The organism is Muribaculum sp. An289 (assembly GCF_002159555.1).
Taxonomy (GTDB): Bacteria; Bacteroidota; Bacteroidia; order Bacteroidales; family UBA932; genus Merdivivens; species Merdivivens faecigallinarum.
Window position 1 is genome coordinate 68,208 of the sequence record NZ_NFIV01000003.1, and the last position, 17,413, is coordinate 85,620.

Sequence of the window (17,413 nt, forward strand, 5' to 3'; positions counted from 1 at the left end):
GTAACAATTTTTAGGACAATTACTACAGAGATGAAAAAAGATAATAAAGTCAAAAGCAATTTCACTCAGATCAGCATCAGCCTGGCGTCTCCAGAGGAAATCTATGAAAGGTCTTCCGGAGAAGTCCTGAAGCCTGAAACCGTTAACTACAGGACTTACAAGCCGGAACGCGACGGTCTTTTCTGCGAGCGTATCTTCGGGCCGACAAAGGATTACGAGTGCCATTGCGGAAAATATAAGAGAATCCGTTATAAGGGCATCATCTGCGACCGTTGCGGTGTGGAAGTGACCGAAAAGAAAGTCCGCCGCGAAAGGATGGGGCATATCAAGCTGACCGTCCCTGTAGCGCATATCTGGTATTTCAAATCGAATCCGAATAAGATAGGTTATCTTCTCGGCATACCGTCGAAAAAACTCGAAGCCATTATTTATTATGAAAAATACATAGTGGTGAATGCCGGCGCGGCTTCAGAATACGGAGTATCCAACGGAGACCTGCTCTCGGAAGACGAATATCTGGATTTGCTGGACAAGCTTCCTGAGGAAAACAGGTCGCTTCCTGAGGAAGATCCGGAAAAATTCGTTGCCGGAATGGGTGCGGAAGTAATCTACGACATGTTGAAGAAAGTGGATTACGACCAGTTGTCATACGACCTCCGTTACAAGATTGAAACCGAAACATCGCAGCAGAGGAAAGCCGAGGCTTTGAAACGCCTCAGCGTGATAGAGGCTTTCAGGGAGTCGAGGGATGTGAACAGGCCGGAGTGGATGATAATGAAGATTATCCCTGTCATTCCGCCGGATTTGAGGCCTCTCGTGCCTCTTGACGGAGGACGTTTCGCCACTTCCGACCTCAATGACCTTTACAGGCGTGTGATTATCAGGAACAACAGGCTTAAGAGGCTCATCGAGATAAAGGCTCCAGAAGTGATTCTACGCAACGAAAAGCGTATGCTTCAGGAGGCCGTCGATTCGCTGTTCGACAATTCAAGAAAATCGAATGCGGTCAAGACAGAGGCCAACAGGGCATTGAAATCCCTGTCCGACAGCCTTAAAGGTAAACAAGGACGTTTCCGTCAGAACCTGCTCGGTAAACGTGTGGACTATTCGGCCCGTTCCGTCATCGTCGTCGGTCCGGAGTTGAAGATGCATGAGTGCGGTTTGCCTAAATTCATGGCTGCGGAACTTTACAAACCATTCATTATCAGAAAACTGATAGAGAGGGGCATTGTGAAGACCGTCAAATCGGCAAAGAAGATTGTGGACAGGAAAGACCCTGTTATCTGGGATATACTCGAAAATGTAATGAAAGGGCATCCGGTATTGCTTAACCGTGCCCCTACGCTTCACAGGCTCGGAATCCAGGCCTTCCAGCCGAAACTTATCGAAGGAAAGGCAATCCAGTTGCACCCGTTGGCATGTACGGCGTTCAACGCCGATTTCGACGGTGACCAGATGGCAGTCCATCTCCCTCTCGGAAATGCGGCCATACTTGAGGCCCAGTTGCTGATGCTCGGTTCGCACAATATACTGAACCCGGCCAACGGAGCCCCTATCACCGTGCCTTCCCAGGACATGGTGCTCGGCCTCTATTATATAACGAAGCCTCGTGAAGGGGCCAAGGGCGAAGGTATGAAGTTCTACGGTCCGGAAGAAGTAATCATAGCGTTGAACGAAAAGGCTGTTGACATGCATGCCAACATCGAAGTCCGCATTACGGACAAGGACGGCAATGTGTCGATGATAAAGACTACCGTAGGCCGTGTGATAGTCAACCAGCTCGTACCTAAGGAAGTAGGCTTCATCAATACGCTTCTGACAAAGAAGAACCTGAGGGATATAATCTCTAATGTGCTCAAGGCTACAAGCGTTGCACGTACTGCCCAGTTCCTTGACGATATCAAGAACCTTGGTTACACAATGGCGTTCAAGGGCGGACTTTCTTTCAACCTCGGTGATGTGATAATCCCTGAAGAGAAGAAGGATCTTGTCGAGAACGGTTACAAGACCGTAGGCGAAATCATGAACAACTACGGAATGGGTCTTATAACCAACAACGAGCGTTACAATAAGATAATCGACCTTTGGACTACGGTCAACAATAAACTGACGAGAATCGTCGAGCAGCGTATTTCAAATGACCAGCAAGGCTTCAATCCTGTATTCATGATGCTCGACTCCGGAGCCCGTGGTTCCAAAGAACAGATCCGTCAGCTTTGCGGTATGCGAGGTCTGATGGCGAAACCGCAGAAATCAGGTTCTCAGGGTGCGGAAATCATCGAAAACCCTATTCTTTCAAACTTCAAGGAAGGTCTTTCGGTCCTCGAGTATTTCATTTCCACCCACGGTGCCCGCAAGGGTCTTGCCGATACGGCCTTGAAAACTGCGGATGCAGGTTATCTGACTCGCCGTCTTGTCGATGTCTCCCATGATGTGATAATAAACGAGGAGGATTGCGGTACGCTCAGGGGACTTATAGCGACAGCCGTCAAGAACAAGGACGAAGTTGTCGAAACCCTCGGCGAAAGGATTCTCGGACGTACTTCCGTCCATGATATCTACAACCCTCTTACGGGCGAGCTCATCATAAGGGCCGGAGAAGAAATCAACGAAGACATAGCGGACCTCATAGAGAGCCTGCCGATAGAGCAGGTAGAGATACGTTCCGTGCTTACCTGCGATTCTCGCAAGGGCGTGTGTGCTAAATGCTACGGCCGCAACCTCGCTACCGGAAGGATGGTAGAGAAGGGCGAAGTCGTCGGCGTGATAGCCGCACAGTCAATCGGAGAACCGGGTACCCAGCTTACGCTCCGTACGTTCCATGTCGGAGGTACGGCTTCGAGCACGGCATCGGAAAGCGAAATCATAGCCAAGTATGACGGCCGTCTGGAATTCGAGGAACTCCGTACCATCCAGAGCAAGGATGGCGACAAGGAGCGCGTAATAGTGGTAAGCCGTACTACCGAGGTGAGGGTGATAGATGAAAATACCGGCATTACCCTTTCACAGTACGATATCCCGTATGGTGCGACACTTTATAAGAATAACGGCGACAAGGTAAGCAAAGGCGACAAAATCTGCGACTGGGATGCTTACAATGCCGTTACGATTGTCGAAACTTCGGGCCGTACGCAGTATGACAGCCTCATAGAGGGCGTTACCTACAGGGAAGAAGCGGCGGATGAATACTCTCTCCACAAGGAGAAGGTCATCATCGAGTCCCGTGACAAATCCAAGAACCCTACGATACATATCCTTGACAAGAACGGCAATGACATCAAGCAGTACAACCTGCCGGTCGGAGCCCATATCATGGTCGAGGACGGAGCGGATATCAATATCGGAGATGTCATCATAAAGATTCCGAGGGCAATCGGAAAATCCGGAGATATTACCGGAGGTCTTCCTCGCGTTACTGAGCTGTTCGAGGCCCGCAACCCTTCCAACCCTGCCATCGTTTCCGAAATCAACGGAGAGGTCATCATGGGCAAGGTCAAGAGGGGCAACCGCGAGATAATCATACAGAACAAGTCCGGAGAGAAGAAGACCTACCTGGTTCCTCTCTCGAAACAGATACTTGTACAGGAAAACGATTATGTGAAAGCGGGAATGAGGCTTTCCGACGGTGCCATTTCCCCTACCGACATCCTGGCCATCCAGGGTCCTATAAAGGTTCAGGAATACATTGTAAATGAAATCCAGAGCGTTTACAGGATGCAGGGTGTGAAAATCAACGACAAGCATTTCGAAATCATCGTAAGGCAGATGATGAGGAAGGTGCAGATTGTGGATCCGGGCGATACGAGGTTCCTGCCGGAACAGATGGTGGACAAATGGGACTTCATCGAGGAAAACGATACCATTTTCGACAAGAAGTTCATTACGGATGCAGGTGATTCTACGAAACTGAAGCCGGGAATGATTGTTTCATTGCGCGAGCTCAGGGATGAGAACTCTTCATTGAGAAGGCAGGATCTGCGTCTGGTAGAGTCCAGGGATGCCATTCCGGCCACTTCCAACCAGGTACTCCAGGGTATAACCCGTGCGGCGTTGAGGACAAACAGCTTCATGTCCGCGGCATCTTTCCAGGAGACGACCAAAGTGCTCAGCGAAGCTGCCATAAGGGGCAAAGTCGATACTTTGGAAGGCTTGAAGGAAAACGTTATCTGCGGTCATCTCATACCGGCAGGTACCGGCCAGAGGGAATATGGGGACCTGATTGTAACTTCAAAGGAAAGTCTGAAGAGTTTTTCCGCGAAGGGTGCGACAATAGACGAGGAGTAGGAACTCTGACAGATGATAATTGGCGGCCGGATATCGGCCGCCTTTTTTCATTATGGATTTATGTGATAATTTTCATTAAGGATTTATAATTTTAAAAATACTCTGACTTTATTGGCAGTTTTGTTTTATATTTGCCGTGTTATTTGTGAAATCAGTATGGCTATAATCAGGGAAGTGCTCGGATTTGTCCCGAAAATCGGCAAAGGGTGTTTTATCGCGGAGAATGCGGCAGTCATAGGCGATGTCGTCATGGGTGACGATTGCAGTATCTGGTACGGGGCGGTGCTTAGAGGGGATGTGAATGCGATAAGGCTCGGCGACCGTGTGAATATCCAGGACGGGGCGGTACTGCATACTTTGTACAGGCGTTCCGTAGTGGAAATCGGAAACGACGTTTCGGTAGGGCACAATGCCGTAATACACGGTGCGAAAATCGGCAACAATGTTCTTGTCGGGATGGGGGCGGTCCTGCTCGACAACGTGGTAGTCCCGGACAATACGGTGATAGCGGCAGGGGCGGTGGTCCTGAGCAATTCGGTGCTTGAGCCGGGAGTGTATGCGGGGATTCCTGCCAGGAAAGTCAAGGATTCTTCGGAATCGGTGGCACAGATGACGAAAAACAATGCTGCCGGCTATCTGAGGTATAAGGAATGGTTCCTCAATCCCGATGCACGGGATGAAGCGAGGAATGGGAGCCCGGAAAATGCCGGTAAGGAAAATTGACAATGGATTGACAGTGTTTTTTAATAAATGTAGTTATGAAACTGAATGTTCTTTTATGTGCTGGAGCCATGGCGATATTGGCTTCATGCGGTCAGAACGGTTATGTAATCGAAGGTACTTTCTCAAATGCCGATGATACCGTATCGGTACAGAGGAAAGCATATCTTTACTCCGATTTCAGCAGTGTCGCCGATACGGTGGACATCGTGGACGGAAGATTTTGTTTCAAGGGTCATGTAGACCAGCCGCTTCCATATCTCATTGGCGTGGAAGGAGTGCAGGGCGAAGTCGAGATATTCCTTGAAAATGCAAAATATACTGCCGAATTGGTTCAGGAAGGGCCATATCTCGGGACTGCACTCGTAAACGGAGGGGATACCCAGAGCCTGTATTATAAGATAGCCACGTCCCATCAGGGAGTGCTCGACAAGTACGGTCTGGATGTCAATTCCTTCATGGAGGAATACATGGCCGAGGAAACCACCGATGAGAGGCGTGCCGAACTGGACGGGCTTCTTCAAAAAATATATACCGAGTCCGATTCACTGCGCCGTCTCATAGTGGATGAATACAGGGCGGCCCACCCTTTGTCTTATTTCGACCTGGCCGGCATCTATAACGAAATGATGTCCATGTCTCCGGATGAGATAGCGGAAGCTTTGCAGCCTTATAAGGATGCGGCCGAATATGCATCCCATCCTATTGTAGTTAGGATTACCGAATATCTCGAAGACAACACCCATCTGATGCAGGGCGAACCTGCCCCTGACTTTACCGTTCCGGATACCAAAGGAAAGGATGTGACCTTCTCGTCCATTTATCCGAAATACAAAGTGACGATGATTGATTTCTGGGCTTCATGGTGCGGACCGTGCCGTAATTTCAACCCTGTCCTGGTGGAGATTTATGAAAAATACCATGACAAAGGTTTCGAGATTGTCGGCGTTTCCATGGACAATGACAAGGAATCATGGTTGCAGGCAATAAAGGACGATGGCCTCGGCTGGATACAGCTTTCGGACCTCAATTACTGGAATACTGAGCCGCGCGAGCTTTACAATGTATCCTACATCCCTCAGAACGTCCTTGTGGACAGCGAAGGCAAGATTATCGCTTCCAAACTCGGTGAAGAGGAACTTGAAGAGGTACTTGACGAATATTTAGGCGAATAATCAGGCCGGCGGCAAGGGACTGGCTGCGACAGGACTTGCCAGATGGAAATTTGAAAGGGGCGGTTCACGAAGAGCCGCCCCTTTATTGTATCCGCTTCTACATATCAGGTTTTACGTTGTTTATGTTGTCACCGCTACGTTGTTTATGCTGTCACCGTTAGAACGGAAGATCGTCTTCTTCAAGCTCTATGTTCAGAGGCTCGCTCTGCCTTGCCTGCTGGGGAGCCTGGACAGCCTGTGATGGCTGGAATGCTTGTGGCGCTTGTGATGCTTGTGGTGCCATACCGGGCGCGGCGGCAGGGTTGTCCTGCTTTCTGCCGAGAAGCTGTATGTTGTCGGCGTTTATTTCGGTTACATAGTGTTTGATTCCGTTCTGGTCATCCCAGTTGCGTGTGCGCAGGCGCCCTTCGATGAAAAGCTGGGTGCCTTTTTTTACGTATTGTTCCACGATGTCGGCGCTGCGCCTCCAGCACACGATATTGTGCCACTCCGTAATCTCTTTAAGTTCATTGTTCTTGTCCCTGTACCTTTCCGTCGTGGCAAGGGTGAACGAGGCGACTTTCGTGTTGTTCTCGAGATATCTTACATCAGGGTCTTTCCCGACGTTTCCTATCAATAATACTTTGTTCAGCGACATGGTTCCTGTGTTTTGATTATGTATTTACTGTTTGTTTTCCCTTATGCGCGGCCTTGTGTTTTTCTATGTGTGGCCTTGTGTTTTCTTATGTGTGGCCGGGCCTAAATTATTTTTCTCGTTTCGGACATGTAGCGCAGCATGGCCCCCTCGTCCGGATCTTCTCCGGTCAGAAGCCTGAAGCCGGTTATGGCCTGGGCCATGAGCCAGATTTCCCCGGAGAGGTAATAGCACCGTTGCGGTATCCCGATGGAGTCCTTCCTGAAAGTTATCCCGTTTTTCCCGAGCCTCATTCCCCTGTATTCGCGGGTGAATGACGGATTGCGGTAGTTGGCTTCGAAAATGCTTTTCCCGGTGAAGAAGCGTTTCGGAAGCCTGCACAGTTCCTCCATTACAACGGGAACGGTATAGATTATGAGCTGGCTCGCTTCCATGAGCTCATCAAGGTCGTGCATCTTTCCGGCTATGATTTTCTCGTTGCCGGGTCTTGATACGAACCTTTCGACGGCGGCGTATGTGCGGTTTACGATGACGGTTTTCATCCCGAGGTCGGATGAAGCGCAGGCGGCCGCCATCCCGGCTCCTCCGCAACCGATGACGAGGGTTTTTATTTTCTTTATCCCGTTTTTGTTTTCATCTATCTCGAAATGGTCTCCCAATACCATCTTGATGCCGGAATAATCGCTGTTGGCGGCGACTATGCCTCTGTCCGCTGTCTTGAACAGGATGTTGGCTGCCCCGATTCTCCTTGCGGTATCGTCCGTGGTGTCGGCTTCTTCGAAGGCCAGCCTTTTGTATGGGGAGGTAATGTTGATGCCGTCATATCCGGCTCTGAACCTTTCGATGGAGCCTTTGAAATCGTCCGCCTCAATCAGATCGTATGCGTATTTTCCCCCGTATGCGGCATTGAACAATGCCGGACTGAGCGAATGTCCGATAGGTTTGCCTATAAGTCCGAATCTTTTAGTCATGGTAAGGTCCCTTTAAATGTTAAGTCTGTCATCGTCCGGCAGAACGTCTCTGCCGCAGCGCTTCAAATAAAAGTACGGCTGCTGATACGGATACGTTCAGCGAATCGAGTTTTCCCGACATCGGTATGCGTATGTGGCAGTCCGCCGCTTCCCTCCATTCCCGGCCGAGCCCCTTGTCTTCGCTGCCGAGGACTATGGCGCAGCCTGTTTTCATATCCGCATCATAATATTCTTCCGAATCCTGCAATTGGGCCGTAAGGATGCGTATGCCTTTGTACTTCAGCCATCCGATGGCTTCCTGCGAGGTGCAGGTAACCGTCGGCACCGTGAATATCGCGCCTATGCTTGCCCTGATCAGGTTGGGATTGTAAAGGTCGCATTTCGGATTGCAGATTATCAGCGCATCCGCACCGCAGGCATCGGCACTTCTCAATATGGCACCGATGTTTCCCGGTTTTTCGACAGCCTCGGTAACAATCACCAGCGGGTTTTCGCATATCGGCAGATTGTCCAATGCCAGAGGCTCTTTTCCGTATATTTCGGCGACAATGCCTTCCGTGCCGTCACGGTATGCTATTTTGGAATAGACGGGCTGCGATACTTCGAAAATCCCCATGTCCGGCCATGCCGCGGCATCGATGCCGAGAACTCCGAGTATGTCGTTCCCGGCGATTTCCGGCGAGTAGAATATGGCACGGGGGACATATCCGGCCTCGATACTGTGCCGGATTTCCCTGATGCCTTCTGCTACGAACAGCCCTTTTTCCTTTCTTTCGCGTGCCTTGTCCGTCAGGGACAGAAGCTCACGTATTTTTGGATTGGACGTCGATGTTATCCTTTCATTCTTCATTTTTTTCTTCTTTGTCCTCCCTTTTCTCCGGTCTCATCTGAGGGAAGAAAAGCACATCCTGTATGGTCGGCGCCCCGGTCATGAACATGGTAAGCCTGTCGATGCCGATTCCCAGTCCGGATGTAGGCGGCATTCCGTATTCGAGGGCTCTGATGAAATCCATGTCTATGAACATGGCTTCGTCGTCGCCTTTGTCCTTGAGCCGCAGCTGCTCCTTGAACCTTTCAAGCTGGTCGATAGGGTCGTTGAGCTCGCTGTATGCGTTGGCGAGTTCCTTTCCGTTCACGAAAAGTTCGAATCTTTCGGTAAGCGAAGGGTCCTTGCGGTGCCTTTTCGTGAGAGGGGAGGTCTCGACAGGATAATCTATGATATAGGTAGGCTGGATGAGGTTTTTCTCGCAGTATTCGCCGAAAATCGCATCGATCAGTTTTCCTGCCCCCATTGCAGGGTCGGTCTCCACTCCGAGCTTTTTGCAGGTTTCCCTGAGCTGTGCTTCGTCCATTCCCTTTACATCCACGCCGGCATATTCCTTGATGGCTTCGAGCATCGGCAGGCGGCGGAACGGTGCCTTGAAGGAGATTTTCTTTCCGTCGAGCTCTACGTCCGTCGTCCCGTGAAGCTTCAACGCTATCTTTTCGAGGAGTTTTTCGACGAATTCCATCATCCAGATATAATCCTTGTAGGCCACGTAAATCTCCACGCAGGTGAATTCCGGATTGTGGGTCTTGTCCATGCCTTCGTTGCGGAAATTCTTGGCGAATTCGTATACCCCGTTGAAGCCGCCGACTATGAGCCTTTTCAGATACAACTCGTTGGCTATCCTGAGATAGAGGTCGATGTCAAGCGCATTGTGGTGCGTGATGAACGGCCTTGCATTTGCCCCTCCGGGTATCGATTGCAGGATAGGGGTCTCCACTTCAAGGCAGCCGGCCTCGTTGAAATATTCCCTCATGGTGGATATGATGATGCTTCTCTTTATGAAAGTATCCCTTACCTGAGGGTTTACAATCAGGTCCACATACCTCTGCCTGTATTTCAGTTCCGGGTCGGAAAAGGCGTCGAACACTTCACCGTCCTTCTGTTTTACTATCGGAAGAATCCTCAGCGATTTGCAGAGTACGGTGAGTTCTTTGGCATGAACGGTCAGTTCTCCGGTCTGGGTTATGAATGCGAAGCCCTTGATGCCGATGATGTCGCCTATGTCGAGAAGTTTCTTGAACACGGTGTTGTACATGGTCTTGTCTTCTCCCGGACATATTTCATCCCGCTTTATGTATACTTGGATACGTCCGCTTTCATCCTGCAATTCGATGAACGATGCGGCTCCCATTATCCTGCGGCTCATGATTCTTCCGGCTATCGTCACATCGGAGAAATTGCCCTTTTCTTCAGAGTAATTCTGTTTTATCTCGGCCGTAGAGACATTGACGGGATAAAGGGGTGCAGGGTACGGGTCGATGCCGAGTTCCCTGAGTTTTTGCAGCGAAGCCCTTCTCTGAAGCTCCATTTCGTTAAGATTCTCCAAGTTGCTCATATTCAAAATATGTTTTATATTTTATTAAAATAAACCACAAATTTACTCAAAAAATGGTAACTTTGCCAACGATATGGCTATAACGAAAAAATGGGTATTGAAACGGCCGGAAGATCCAGAAATCGTCGGCCGTCTTTCTACGGAGCTCGGTATCGACAGGGTTCTTGCCGAGTTGCTCGTACAGCGCGGCATTACCACCTTCGAGGCCGCACGGGAGTTTTTCCGTCCGGACCTGTCGAGGTTGCACGACCCGTTTTTGATGAAGGATATGGACAAGGCTGTGGCCAGGCTCGGAAAGGCCGTCTCCGAAGGTGAGAAGATACTTGTCTACGGGGATTATGATGTCGACGGCACTACCGCCGTGGCTTTGGTCTATTCCTTCCTGTCGTCGCTTACACCTAATGCGGATTTCTATATTCCGGACAGGTATGTCGACGGTTATGGCCTGTCTTACAGGGGGTTGGACTGGGCAAAAGAGCACGGTTTCACCCTCGTGATAACCCTCGATTGCGGCATAAAGGCCAATGCGAAAGTCGATTATGCAAGGGAAATGGGGCTCGATATCATCATCTGCGACCATCACCTTCCGGAGAGCGAACTCCCGGCGGCCGTTGCGGTACTCGACCCGAAAAGGTCGGATTGCGGCTATCCTTTCGACGATTTGTCGGGTTGCGGCGTGGGTTTCAAACTGGTGCAGGCATACGCCGCCACTTACGGCATCCCCTTCGAGAAAATCCTCCAGTATCTTGATTTGCTGGCGGTAAGCATAGCGGCGGATCTTGTTTCGGTAGTCGATGAAAACAGGATTCTCGCATATTTCGGTCTGAAACAGATTAACGAATCCCCGCGCAAAGGACTTCTGTCGATGATAAGGTTTTCCGGTCTCGACCGTTGCAAGATTACGATAGACGACATTGTATTCAAGATAGGCCCGAGAATCAATGCGGCCGGGAGGATGGAGTCCGGGCGCCGTGCGGTAGAGCTCCTTGTATGCGACGATGACGAGGTCGCAAACAGAATCGGGAAGGAGATAAACGAGTACAATAACGAGCGCAAGAGCATAGACCGCGAAATAACCGAGGAGGCCAAGGAGATGGTAAGGGCCTCGGCCGATTTTGCGAAGAGCAGTTCTACGGTGGTTTACAATCCGGAGTGGCACCGCGGGGTCGTGGGGATAGTGGCATCGAGGCTGGTTGAAGCGTTCTACAAGCCGACAATAGTACTGACGAGTTCCCAGAACGGGCTTATAACGGGCTCGGCGCGCAGTGTCGCCGGCTTCGACCTTTATGAAGCCATAGAAAGCTGTTCCGACCTTCTCGAAAATTTCGGAGGGCATATCTATGCAGCCGGACTTACCTTGAAGGAAGAAAATCTCAAGGAATTCAGCCGCCGTTTCGAAGAATACGTGTCGGCGCATATTTCGCGGGAGACTATCACCCCTGTGGTAAATATAGATTCTTATCTGAATTTCAATCAGATAACTCCTAAATTTTTCAGGATACTGAAACAGTTCCAGCCTTTCGGGCCGGGCAATACGGCGCCTATGTTCATGACCGAAAACGTTTATGACAACGGGAACGGCAGAAGGGTAGGGGCCGATGCCGGGCATCTTAAACTGGAACTTATACAGGAAGACCAGCCGTACAGGCACATTTCGGCCATAGCTTTCAACCGCTCGGAGCATTTCGAGCATCTTGCGGCCGGCAATCCCATCGATGTCTGCTACTCGATAGTGGAAAACTATTACAGGGGGAATGCCACGATACAGTTGAGGATTGCCGACATCAAGGCACGTGAGGACATCATCTGATTGGGGAAAGTCCTTTCACGATGGCTTCCTCCAGTCCGGAAGGACTGACGATGAGCCTTGCGCAGTTCCCGTATGCCGCCTCCCTTTCGGAGAGCAGTTGCCTTACCCGCGTTTCCAAATCATATCCGGCGAGCATGGGCCTGCCAGCAGTGCCGTCTTCCTTCAGGTTGGCGATGAGTTCTTCTGGGGAACATTTGATATATATCGGGAAAGTCCGTTCCTTTATGAGCGTGGCCGTGGCTTTGTAAGTGACGGCCCCTCCTCCGAGGGCGAATATCAGGCTTTTTGCCTTGCCGTCTCCGTCCCTTTTCCAATCGGCACGGCCTCCGTACGACCGGACTGTCCTGTCTATATAGCGGTATTCGATTTCTCGGAATCCGGTTTCTCCGTACCGGGAAAATATTTCCGTAACGGTCATTCCTTCCCCTTTTTCCACGAGGATGTCGGAATCTGCGAAATCACAGCCGAGCTTCCCTGCTATGTGTTTTCCGATGCTGCTTTTTCCGCATCCCATGAAGCCTATGAGGGTGAAAATCATGATGTCTTGAACCCGGAACGCTGTTTTCAGAACAATGTGCCTTCCCATTCGTCGCCAGGGGCTTCCGTGTCTCCCGTTTCGGAAACGGTGTCCGGTTCCGGTGCATCCATTAGCGAGGTATCCGGGACGGGACTGGTGTCAGGGGCTATATCGCTATCAGTGACAGGGTCGGAAGCCGGGGCTGGGTCGGTGAATCCGATGGTGTCGACGATGTAGTTCGTCGCTCTCTTCCCTTTGGCCGTGAAAAGTTTCTTGCCTATGAATGTTTTGGCATCTATTATCTCAGGAGCCCGGCCGCTGTTCTTTCCTCCGAAGACAATTTCGATCCGCGGCCTTTCGTCCTCGGACACCGCTACCAGGTATGAGCCGGCCTTGTCGGGAATGAAGCTGCCGTGCTGGTTCTTGTCTATGCCGAAGCGCTTTATGTAGAACGAGCCGGCTTCGCCGTCGAAATATATTACCGTGAAAGTCCTGTTCACGTCAAGTTTTTCAACTATGAGCAAATCTCCCTGATACCTGTTGCTCAGGTCGTAGTTGGTGGTGTAGAACGTACCGTCCTTGCAGATGGCAAGTATCCTGTCGTCATCGGAAAATTCGCCGAGGAGCTTTCCTCTGGAGTCTTCGTTCAGCCTGTTTATGTCCTGGTCGAACCATATCGACTTGCCGCCGATTGTGGATGTTCCCTTGGATTTGAGGACTATGCGGGAAATCTGGTTCTTCGTAAGGATGTTCCCCATTGCCGCACGTCCCTTTATCGCGAGGGAGGCGAAATCGAATTCGTCGCTGAGTTTTTTCAGTTTCGCCTTCGCCTTGAAATATACTTTCAGGGTTTCGGCTTCCCCGTTCGGATTGGCGGTGAACCAGAGTACTGACGAATCGGGGGTCCCCTGGGTGAGGTCGTATTCCTTGTCCCTCGTTATCCCGCCTACGGCAAAACGCTTCGCATACGCCGTACCTGCCTTTCCGTCCCTGTAAACGGCATTGTATATGGTCCTTGTGTCGTTCCTGTTGAATACGGCCGCATAGATGATGTTCTTTCCGATGAAAGCCTTTTCCTGTACCTTGGTGATGATGTATTTTCCGTTTTTCATGAAAACGATTATCTCATCCATGTCGGAGCAGTCGCAGACATATTCGCCGTTGTCCTCCTTTTTGAGGCCGGTGCCGATGAAACCCTCGGACTTGTTCACATACAGTTTGGCATTGGCGGTGCGCACCCTCGAAACCTCGATGTTTTCGAAGTTCGCGATTCTTGTCATGCGCGGGTGGTCCTTGCCGTATTTCTTCTTCAGGTTCTCGTACCATTTGATGGTGAATTCGGTTATGTGTTCGAGATTGTACCGGCATTCTTCCATTTCCTGTTCGAGGGTCTTTATCTTTTCATCGACGGCCTTGACATCGAATTTCGAGATTTTCCTGACTGGCTTTTCGACAAGTTTTCCTATGTCCTCCATTGTTATGTCCCTGCGGAGCAGGCTGCGGTAACGGTTCATTTCTTCGAAAGTCTCTCCGAGCTGTTCTTCCCATGTCCGCGCATCGTCCTTTTCGAGGATTTTGTAAACCCTTTTTTCAAAGAAAATTTTCTCCAACGAAGAATAATGCCACTCGTTTTCAAGTTCCCCGAGGCGTATTTCTATCTCCTTCCCCAGAAGGTCTCTGGTGTGTTCGGTGTTGTACCGCAGCAGTTCGTCCGTGTTTGTGAAGAAAGGCTTGTCATCCTTTATCACGCACATGTTGGGACTTATCGAGGTCTCGCAGTCGGTGAATGCGTAGAGGGCGTCGATAGTCTTGTCGGGGGATACGTCGTTGTTGAGGTGGATGACAATCTCGGCGACTTTGGTGGAAAAATTTTCCACTTTCTTGACTTTTATTTTCCCGCTGTCGTTAGCTTTCAGTATGCTGTCTATCAGTACGGGCACTGTCTTCCCGTATGGGACTTCACGGATGACGAGGGTCTTCTTGTCGAGTTTCTCGATGTTTACGCGCACCCTGACACTGCCCCCGCGGCTGCCCTTGTTGTATTTCGAGCAGTCTGCGGTGCCTCCCGTAGGAAAATCAGGATACAGTTCGAAGTCTTTTCCCTTGAGGCAGGCTATGGATGCGTCGATGAGGTCGTTGAAATTGTGGGGGAGGATTTTCGAGGCGAGTCCGACGGCAATCCCTTCGGCTCCCTGGGCGAGCAGAAGCGGGAATTTGGCCGGAAGTTCGACAGGTTCCTGGTTACGGCCGTCGTATGAATTCATCCATTCGGTCGTTTTTGGGTTGAACAGGATTTCATTGGCGAATTTCGTGAGCCTTGCCTCGATGTACCTCGGGGCCGCATTCGGGTCTCCCGTAATGATGTTTCCCCAGTTTCCCTGGCAGTCTATGAGCAGGTTTTTTTGTCCTAACTGTACGAGGGCCGCGCCGATTGAAGCGTCTCCGTGAGGGTGGTACTTCATGGCTTCCCCGACCAGTGAGGCGACTTTGGTATATCTTCCGTCATCGGCCTTCTTCATCGCGTGGAGGATTCTTCTCTGTACAGGTTTCAGCCCGTCTCCGATATGGGGGACGGCCCTTTCGAGTATGACGTATGAAGCATAGTCGAGGAACCACTCCCTGAACATTCCGGACAATTTGTATCTGTTGTTGTCGGACTGTCTGGTGAGGTCGTCGAATTTTCCGGAAGGGTAGTTGTCTATAGTCGTTTCGTCGCTCATATTGCCTCTGCCTTTAAATTTTATTTACGGTTCGTATTGTTTTTACGATTCATACCCGAACCGTTTCAATTCCTTTTTCTCGTTTCTCCAGTCGGGCTCCACTTTTACGAAAAGTTCCAGAAAGACCTTCTTTTCGAAAAAATCTTCCATGTCCAGACGGGCTTCTGTGCCTATCTTCTTCAGCATCGAGCCCTTCTTGCCTATGATTATCCCTTTCTGGCTGTCGCGCATGACGTTTATCACGGCGTTGATATCGTATCTGTCCCTGCTTTCCTTGAAACGCTCTATGGTAACTTCGCAGCTGTAAGGTACTTCCTGGGAACAGTTGAGGAAGATTTTTTCCCTGATGATTTCAGAAGCGAAGAACCGCAGGCTTTTGTCCGTGAAAGTCTCTTTGTCGAACCACGCCGGAGCTTCCGGCAGATTCGCCAATATGGAGTCGAAGACATTTTCGAGATTGAACTTCTCCTTTGCCGAAACCGGGATAATGGTGGCATCCGGCAGTTCCTTCCTCCATTCTTCCATCATTCCCATGACCGCGGCCTGGTCGCTGATGTCTATTTTGTTGAGGACTATGATTACCGGACATGCTATTTTCTTCAGTTTTTCGATATATCCGTAGTTCTTGTCCCTCTTTTCCACGGTATCGGTAACATACAGGATGATGTCGGCATCGCTCAGGGCCGTATCGACAAAGTCGAGCATGTCTTCCTGAAGACGGTATGCGGGTTTCAGGATTCCCGGAGTGTCGGAGTACACTATCTGGTAGTTTTCCCCGTTCACTATCCCCATGATTCTGTGCCTTGTCGTCTGTGCCTTTGCCGTGACTATGGAAAGCTTTTCGCCTACGAGGGCGTTCATAAGGGTCGATTTCCCCACATTCGGATTTCCGATGATGTTTACGAAACCGGCCCTGTGCCTTTTGATTTGAGGTTGAGAATCCATTATTCGTATGCCCCCATCAGCAACATGTTGACTTCCTTCTCTTCGAGATACCGCCATTCGCCCCTTGTGAGCCTCTTCTTCGTGAGGCCTGCGAAATATACCCTGTCGAGTTTCAATATTTTGTAGTTGAGGGACTCGAATATCCTTCTGATGATGCGGTTCCTTCCGGAGTGGATGGAAATGCCCACGACTTTCTGCGTATCATCGGTGTATGCGAGTTCATCGGCGTGGATTTCCCCGTCAGGAAGCCATATTCCTTCAAGTATTTTGTCAAAATCGGGCTTGCTGAGTTTCCTGTCGAGGGTTACCTGGTATATCTTCTTTTTATTGTAGGCAGGGTGTGTCAGCTTGTCTGCAAGCCTTCCGTCATTCGTGAACAGAAGTACCCCGGTAGTGGATTTGTCGAGCCTTCCCACAGGGAATACCCTTTGTTTGCAACCTTTTAGAAGATCCATTACGGTTTTCTCGGCATGCGGGTCGCTCGTAGTGGTCACATAATCCTTGGGCTTGTTCATTACGATGTATATTTTTTTTTCGCCCAACAGGCGCTCGCCGTTGAACCTTATGTCGTCAGTCGGTTTTACCTTGACTCCCAATTCGCTCACGACGTTTCCGTTTACCGTTATGACACCGGCCTGGATGTATTTGTCGGCCTCTCTCCTGGAGCAGATTCCAGAATTGGCTATGAACTTGTTCAATCGTACCTCTCCGGTTATCTCTTCTTCGCGTTTGTAGATTTTCTGTGCGCTCTTGATTGTGGCCCTCGGGTTCTTTTTCCTCGTTATTTCGAAACGTTTTTCCTTGTCGAATCCGAATTTGCGGCTTTCTCCCCGGAATTCATGTCTTTCGAAAGACGGCCTTTCCCCGTCATTGCGCCTGAAACCTCTGTCTTCATCCCTCCTGCGGCTGAAGCCCCTGTTTTCGTTTCTTCCGAAACCCCGGTCTTCATTCCTTCTGCGGTCGAAGTCTCTGTCTTCGCTTCTTCCAAAGCCTCTGCCTTCATTCCTTCTGCGGCTGAAGCCCCTGTCTTCGTTTCTTCCGAAACCCCGGTCTTCGCTCTTTCTGCGGCCGAAGTCTCTGTCTTCGCTTCTTCTGAAGCCCCTGTCTTCGCTCCTTCTGAAGCCTTCGTTTCTTCCTTCCTCCCTTCTTCTTGGATTGTCGTTGAATGAACGGTTTTCCCTTTTCCGGTAAACCCTTTCAGGGGCTGCGCCATCAGCGGCGGAACTCCCTTTGCGTTGAAAATCTTTGAGCAT

General features: G+C 50.3%; 12 protein-coding genes. 4 read left to right on the forward strand and 8 right to left on the reverse strand.

From position 1 onward, the window contains the following. Positions 1–30 precede the first annotated feature (30 nt). The 3 genes from rpoC to B5F83_RS03170 all read left to right on the forward strand — a co-directional run bounded on the left by rpoC (position 31) and on the right by B5F83_RS03170 (position 6,179). A complete protein-coding gene (gene rpoC / locus B5F83_RS03160; RefSeq protein ID WP_087276687.1) occupies positions 31–4,284 on the forward strand; it encodes a DNA-directed RNA polymerase subunit beta' in 4,254 nt (1,417 codons plus the stop codon). A 156-nt stretch (positions 4,285–4,440) separates the two neighbouring features. Then, complete coding sequence (locus tag B5F83_RS03165; RefSeq protein WP_087276684.1) at positions 4,441–5,007, forward strand: gamma carbonic anhydrase family protein; 567 nt, start codon at positions 4,441–4,443, stop codon at positions 5,005–5,007. Positions 5,008–5,042: 35 nt separating this feature from the next. Beyond that, the gene (locus tag B5F83_RS03170) at positions 5,043–6,179 is read left to right on the forward strand and encodes a TlpA disulfide reductase family protein (RefSeq protein ID WP_087276681.1); all 1,137 of its coding nucleotides are present in this window, start codon (positions 5,043–5,045) and stop codon (positions 6,177–6,179) included. 157 nt (positions 6,180–6,336) lie between these two features. Here the strand turns inward: B5F83_RS03170 and B5F83_RS03175 are convergent, their stop codons facing one another. The 4 genes from B5F83_RS03175 to lysS all read right to left on the reverse strand — a co-directional run bounded on the left by B5F83_RS03175 (position 6,337) and on the right by lysS (position 10,168). Continuing rightward, positions 6,337–6,816, reverse strand: coding sequence for a single-stranded DNA-binding protein (locus B5F83_RS03175; protein ID WP_087276678.1), 480 nt, complete (start codon positions 6,814–6,816; stop codon positions 6,337–6,339). A 101-nt stretch (positions 6,817–6,917) separates the two neighbouring features. Then, the gene (locus tag B5F83_RS03180) at positions 6,918–7,784 is read right to left on the reverse strand and encodes a hypothetical protein (protein WP_087276675.1); all 867 of its coding nucleotides are present in this window, start codon (positions 7,782–7,784) and stop codon (positions 6,918–6,920) included. Positions 7,785–7,812: 28 nt separating this feature from the next. After that, positions 7,813–8,634: an RNA methyltransferase gene (locus tag B5F83_RS03185; RefSeq protein WP_087276671.1), complete on the reverse strand. Its 822-nt coding sequence runs from the start codon at positions 8,632–8,634 to the stop codon at positions 7,813–7,815. Beyond that, positions 8,624–10,168 carry a lysine--tRNA ligase gene (lysS, locus tag B5F83_RS03190; protein ID WP_087276668.1) on the reverse strand — a complete coding sequence of 515 codons (1,545 nt, stop codon included), beginning with the start codon at positions 10,166–10,168 and terminating at the stop codon, positions 8,624–8,626. Before lysS ends, B5F83_RS03185 begins: the two co-directional genes overlap by 11 nt. A 73-nt stretch (positions 10,169–10,241) precedes the next feature. On the opposite strand from lysS, the gene recJ reads away from it, so the two are divergent. Next, positions 10,242–11,978, forward strand: a complete 1,737-nt coding sequence (recJ, locus tag B5F83_RS03195) for a single-stranded-DNA-specific exonuclease RecJ (protein WP_087276665.1) — start codon at positions 10,242–10,244, stop codon at positions 11,976–11,978. Here the strand turns inward: recJ and B5F83_RS03200 are convergent. From B5F83_RS03200 to B5F83_RS03215, 4 genes are read right to left on the reverse strand one after another with little or no spacing between them, the layout of a single operon-like run. Then, the gene (locus B5F83_RS03200; protein WP_087276662.1) at positions 11,971–12,564 is read right to left on the reverse strand and encodes a shikimate kinase; all 594 of its coding nucleotides are present in this window, start codon (positions 12,562–12,564) and stop codon (positions 11,971–11,973) included. The genes recJ and B5F83_RS03200 overlap by 8 nt on opposite strands. Beyond that, positions 12,543–15,215, reverse strand: coding sequence for a DNA gyrase/topoisomerase IV subunit A (locus B5F83_RS03205; RefSeq protein ID WP_087276658.1), 2,673 nt, complete (start codon positions 15,213–15,215; stop codon positions 12,543–12,545). Before B5F83_RS03205 ends, B5F83_RS03200 begins: the two co-directional genes overlap by 22 nt. Before the next feature lie 42 nt (positions 15,216–15,257). Continuing rightward, complete coding sequence (gene era / locus B5F83_RS03210; protein WP_087276655.1) at positions 15,258–16,160, reverse strand: GTPase Era; 903 nt, start codon at positions 16,158–16,160, stop codon at positions 15,258–15,260. Then, the gene (locus tag B5F83_RS03215) at positions 16,160–17,413 is read right to left on the reverse strand and encodes a pseudouridine synthase (RefSeq protein WP_087276652.1); all 1,254 of its coding nucleotides are present in this window, start codon (positions 17,411–17,413) and stop codon (positions 16,160–16,162) included. Before B5F83_RS03215 ends, era begins: the two co-directional genes overlap by 1 nt.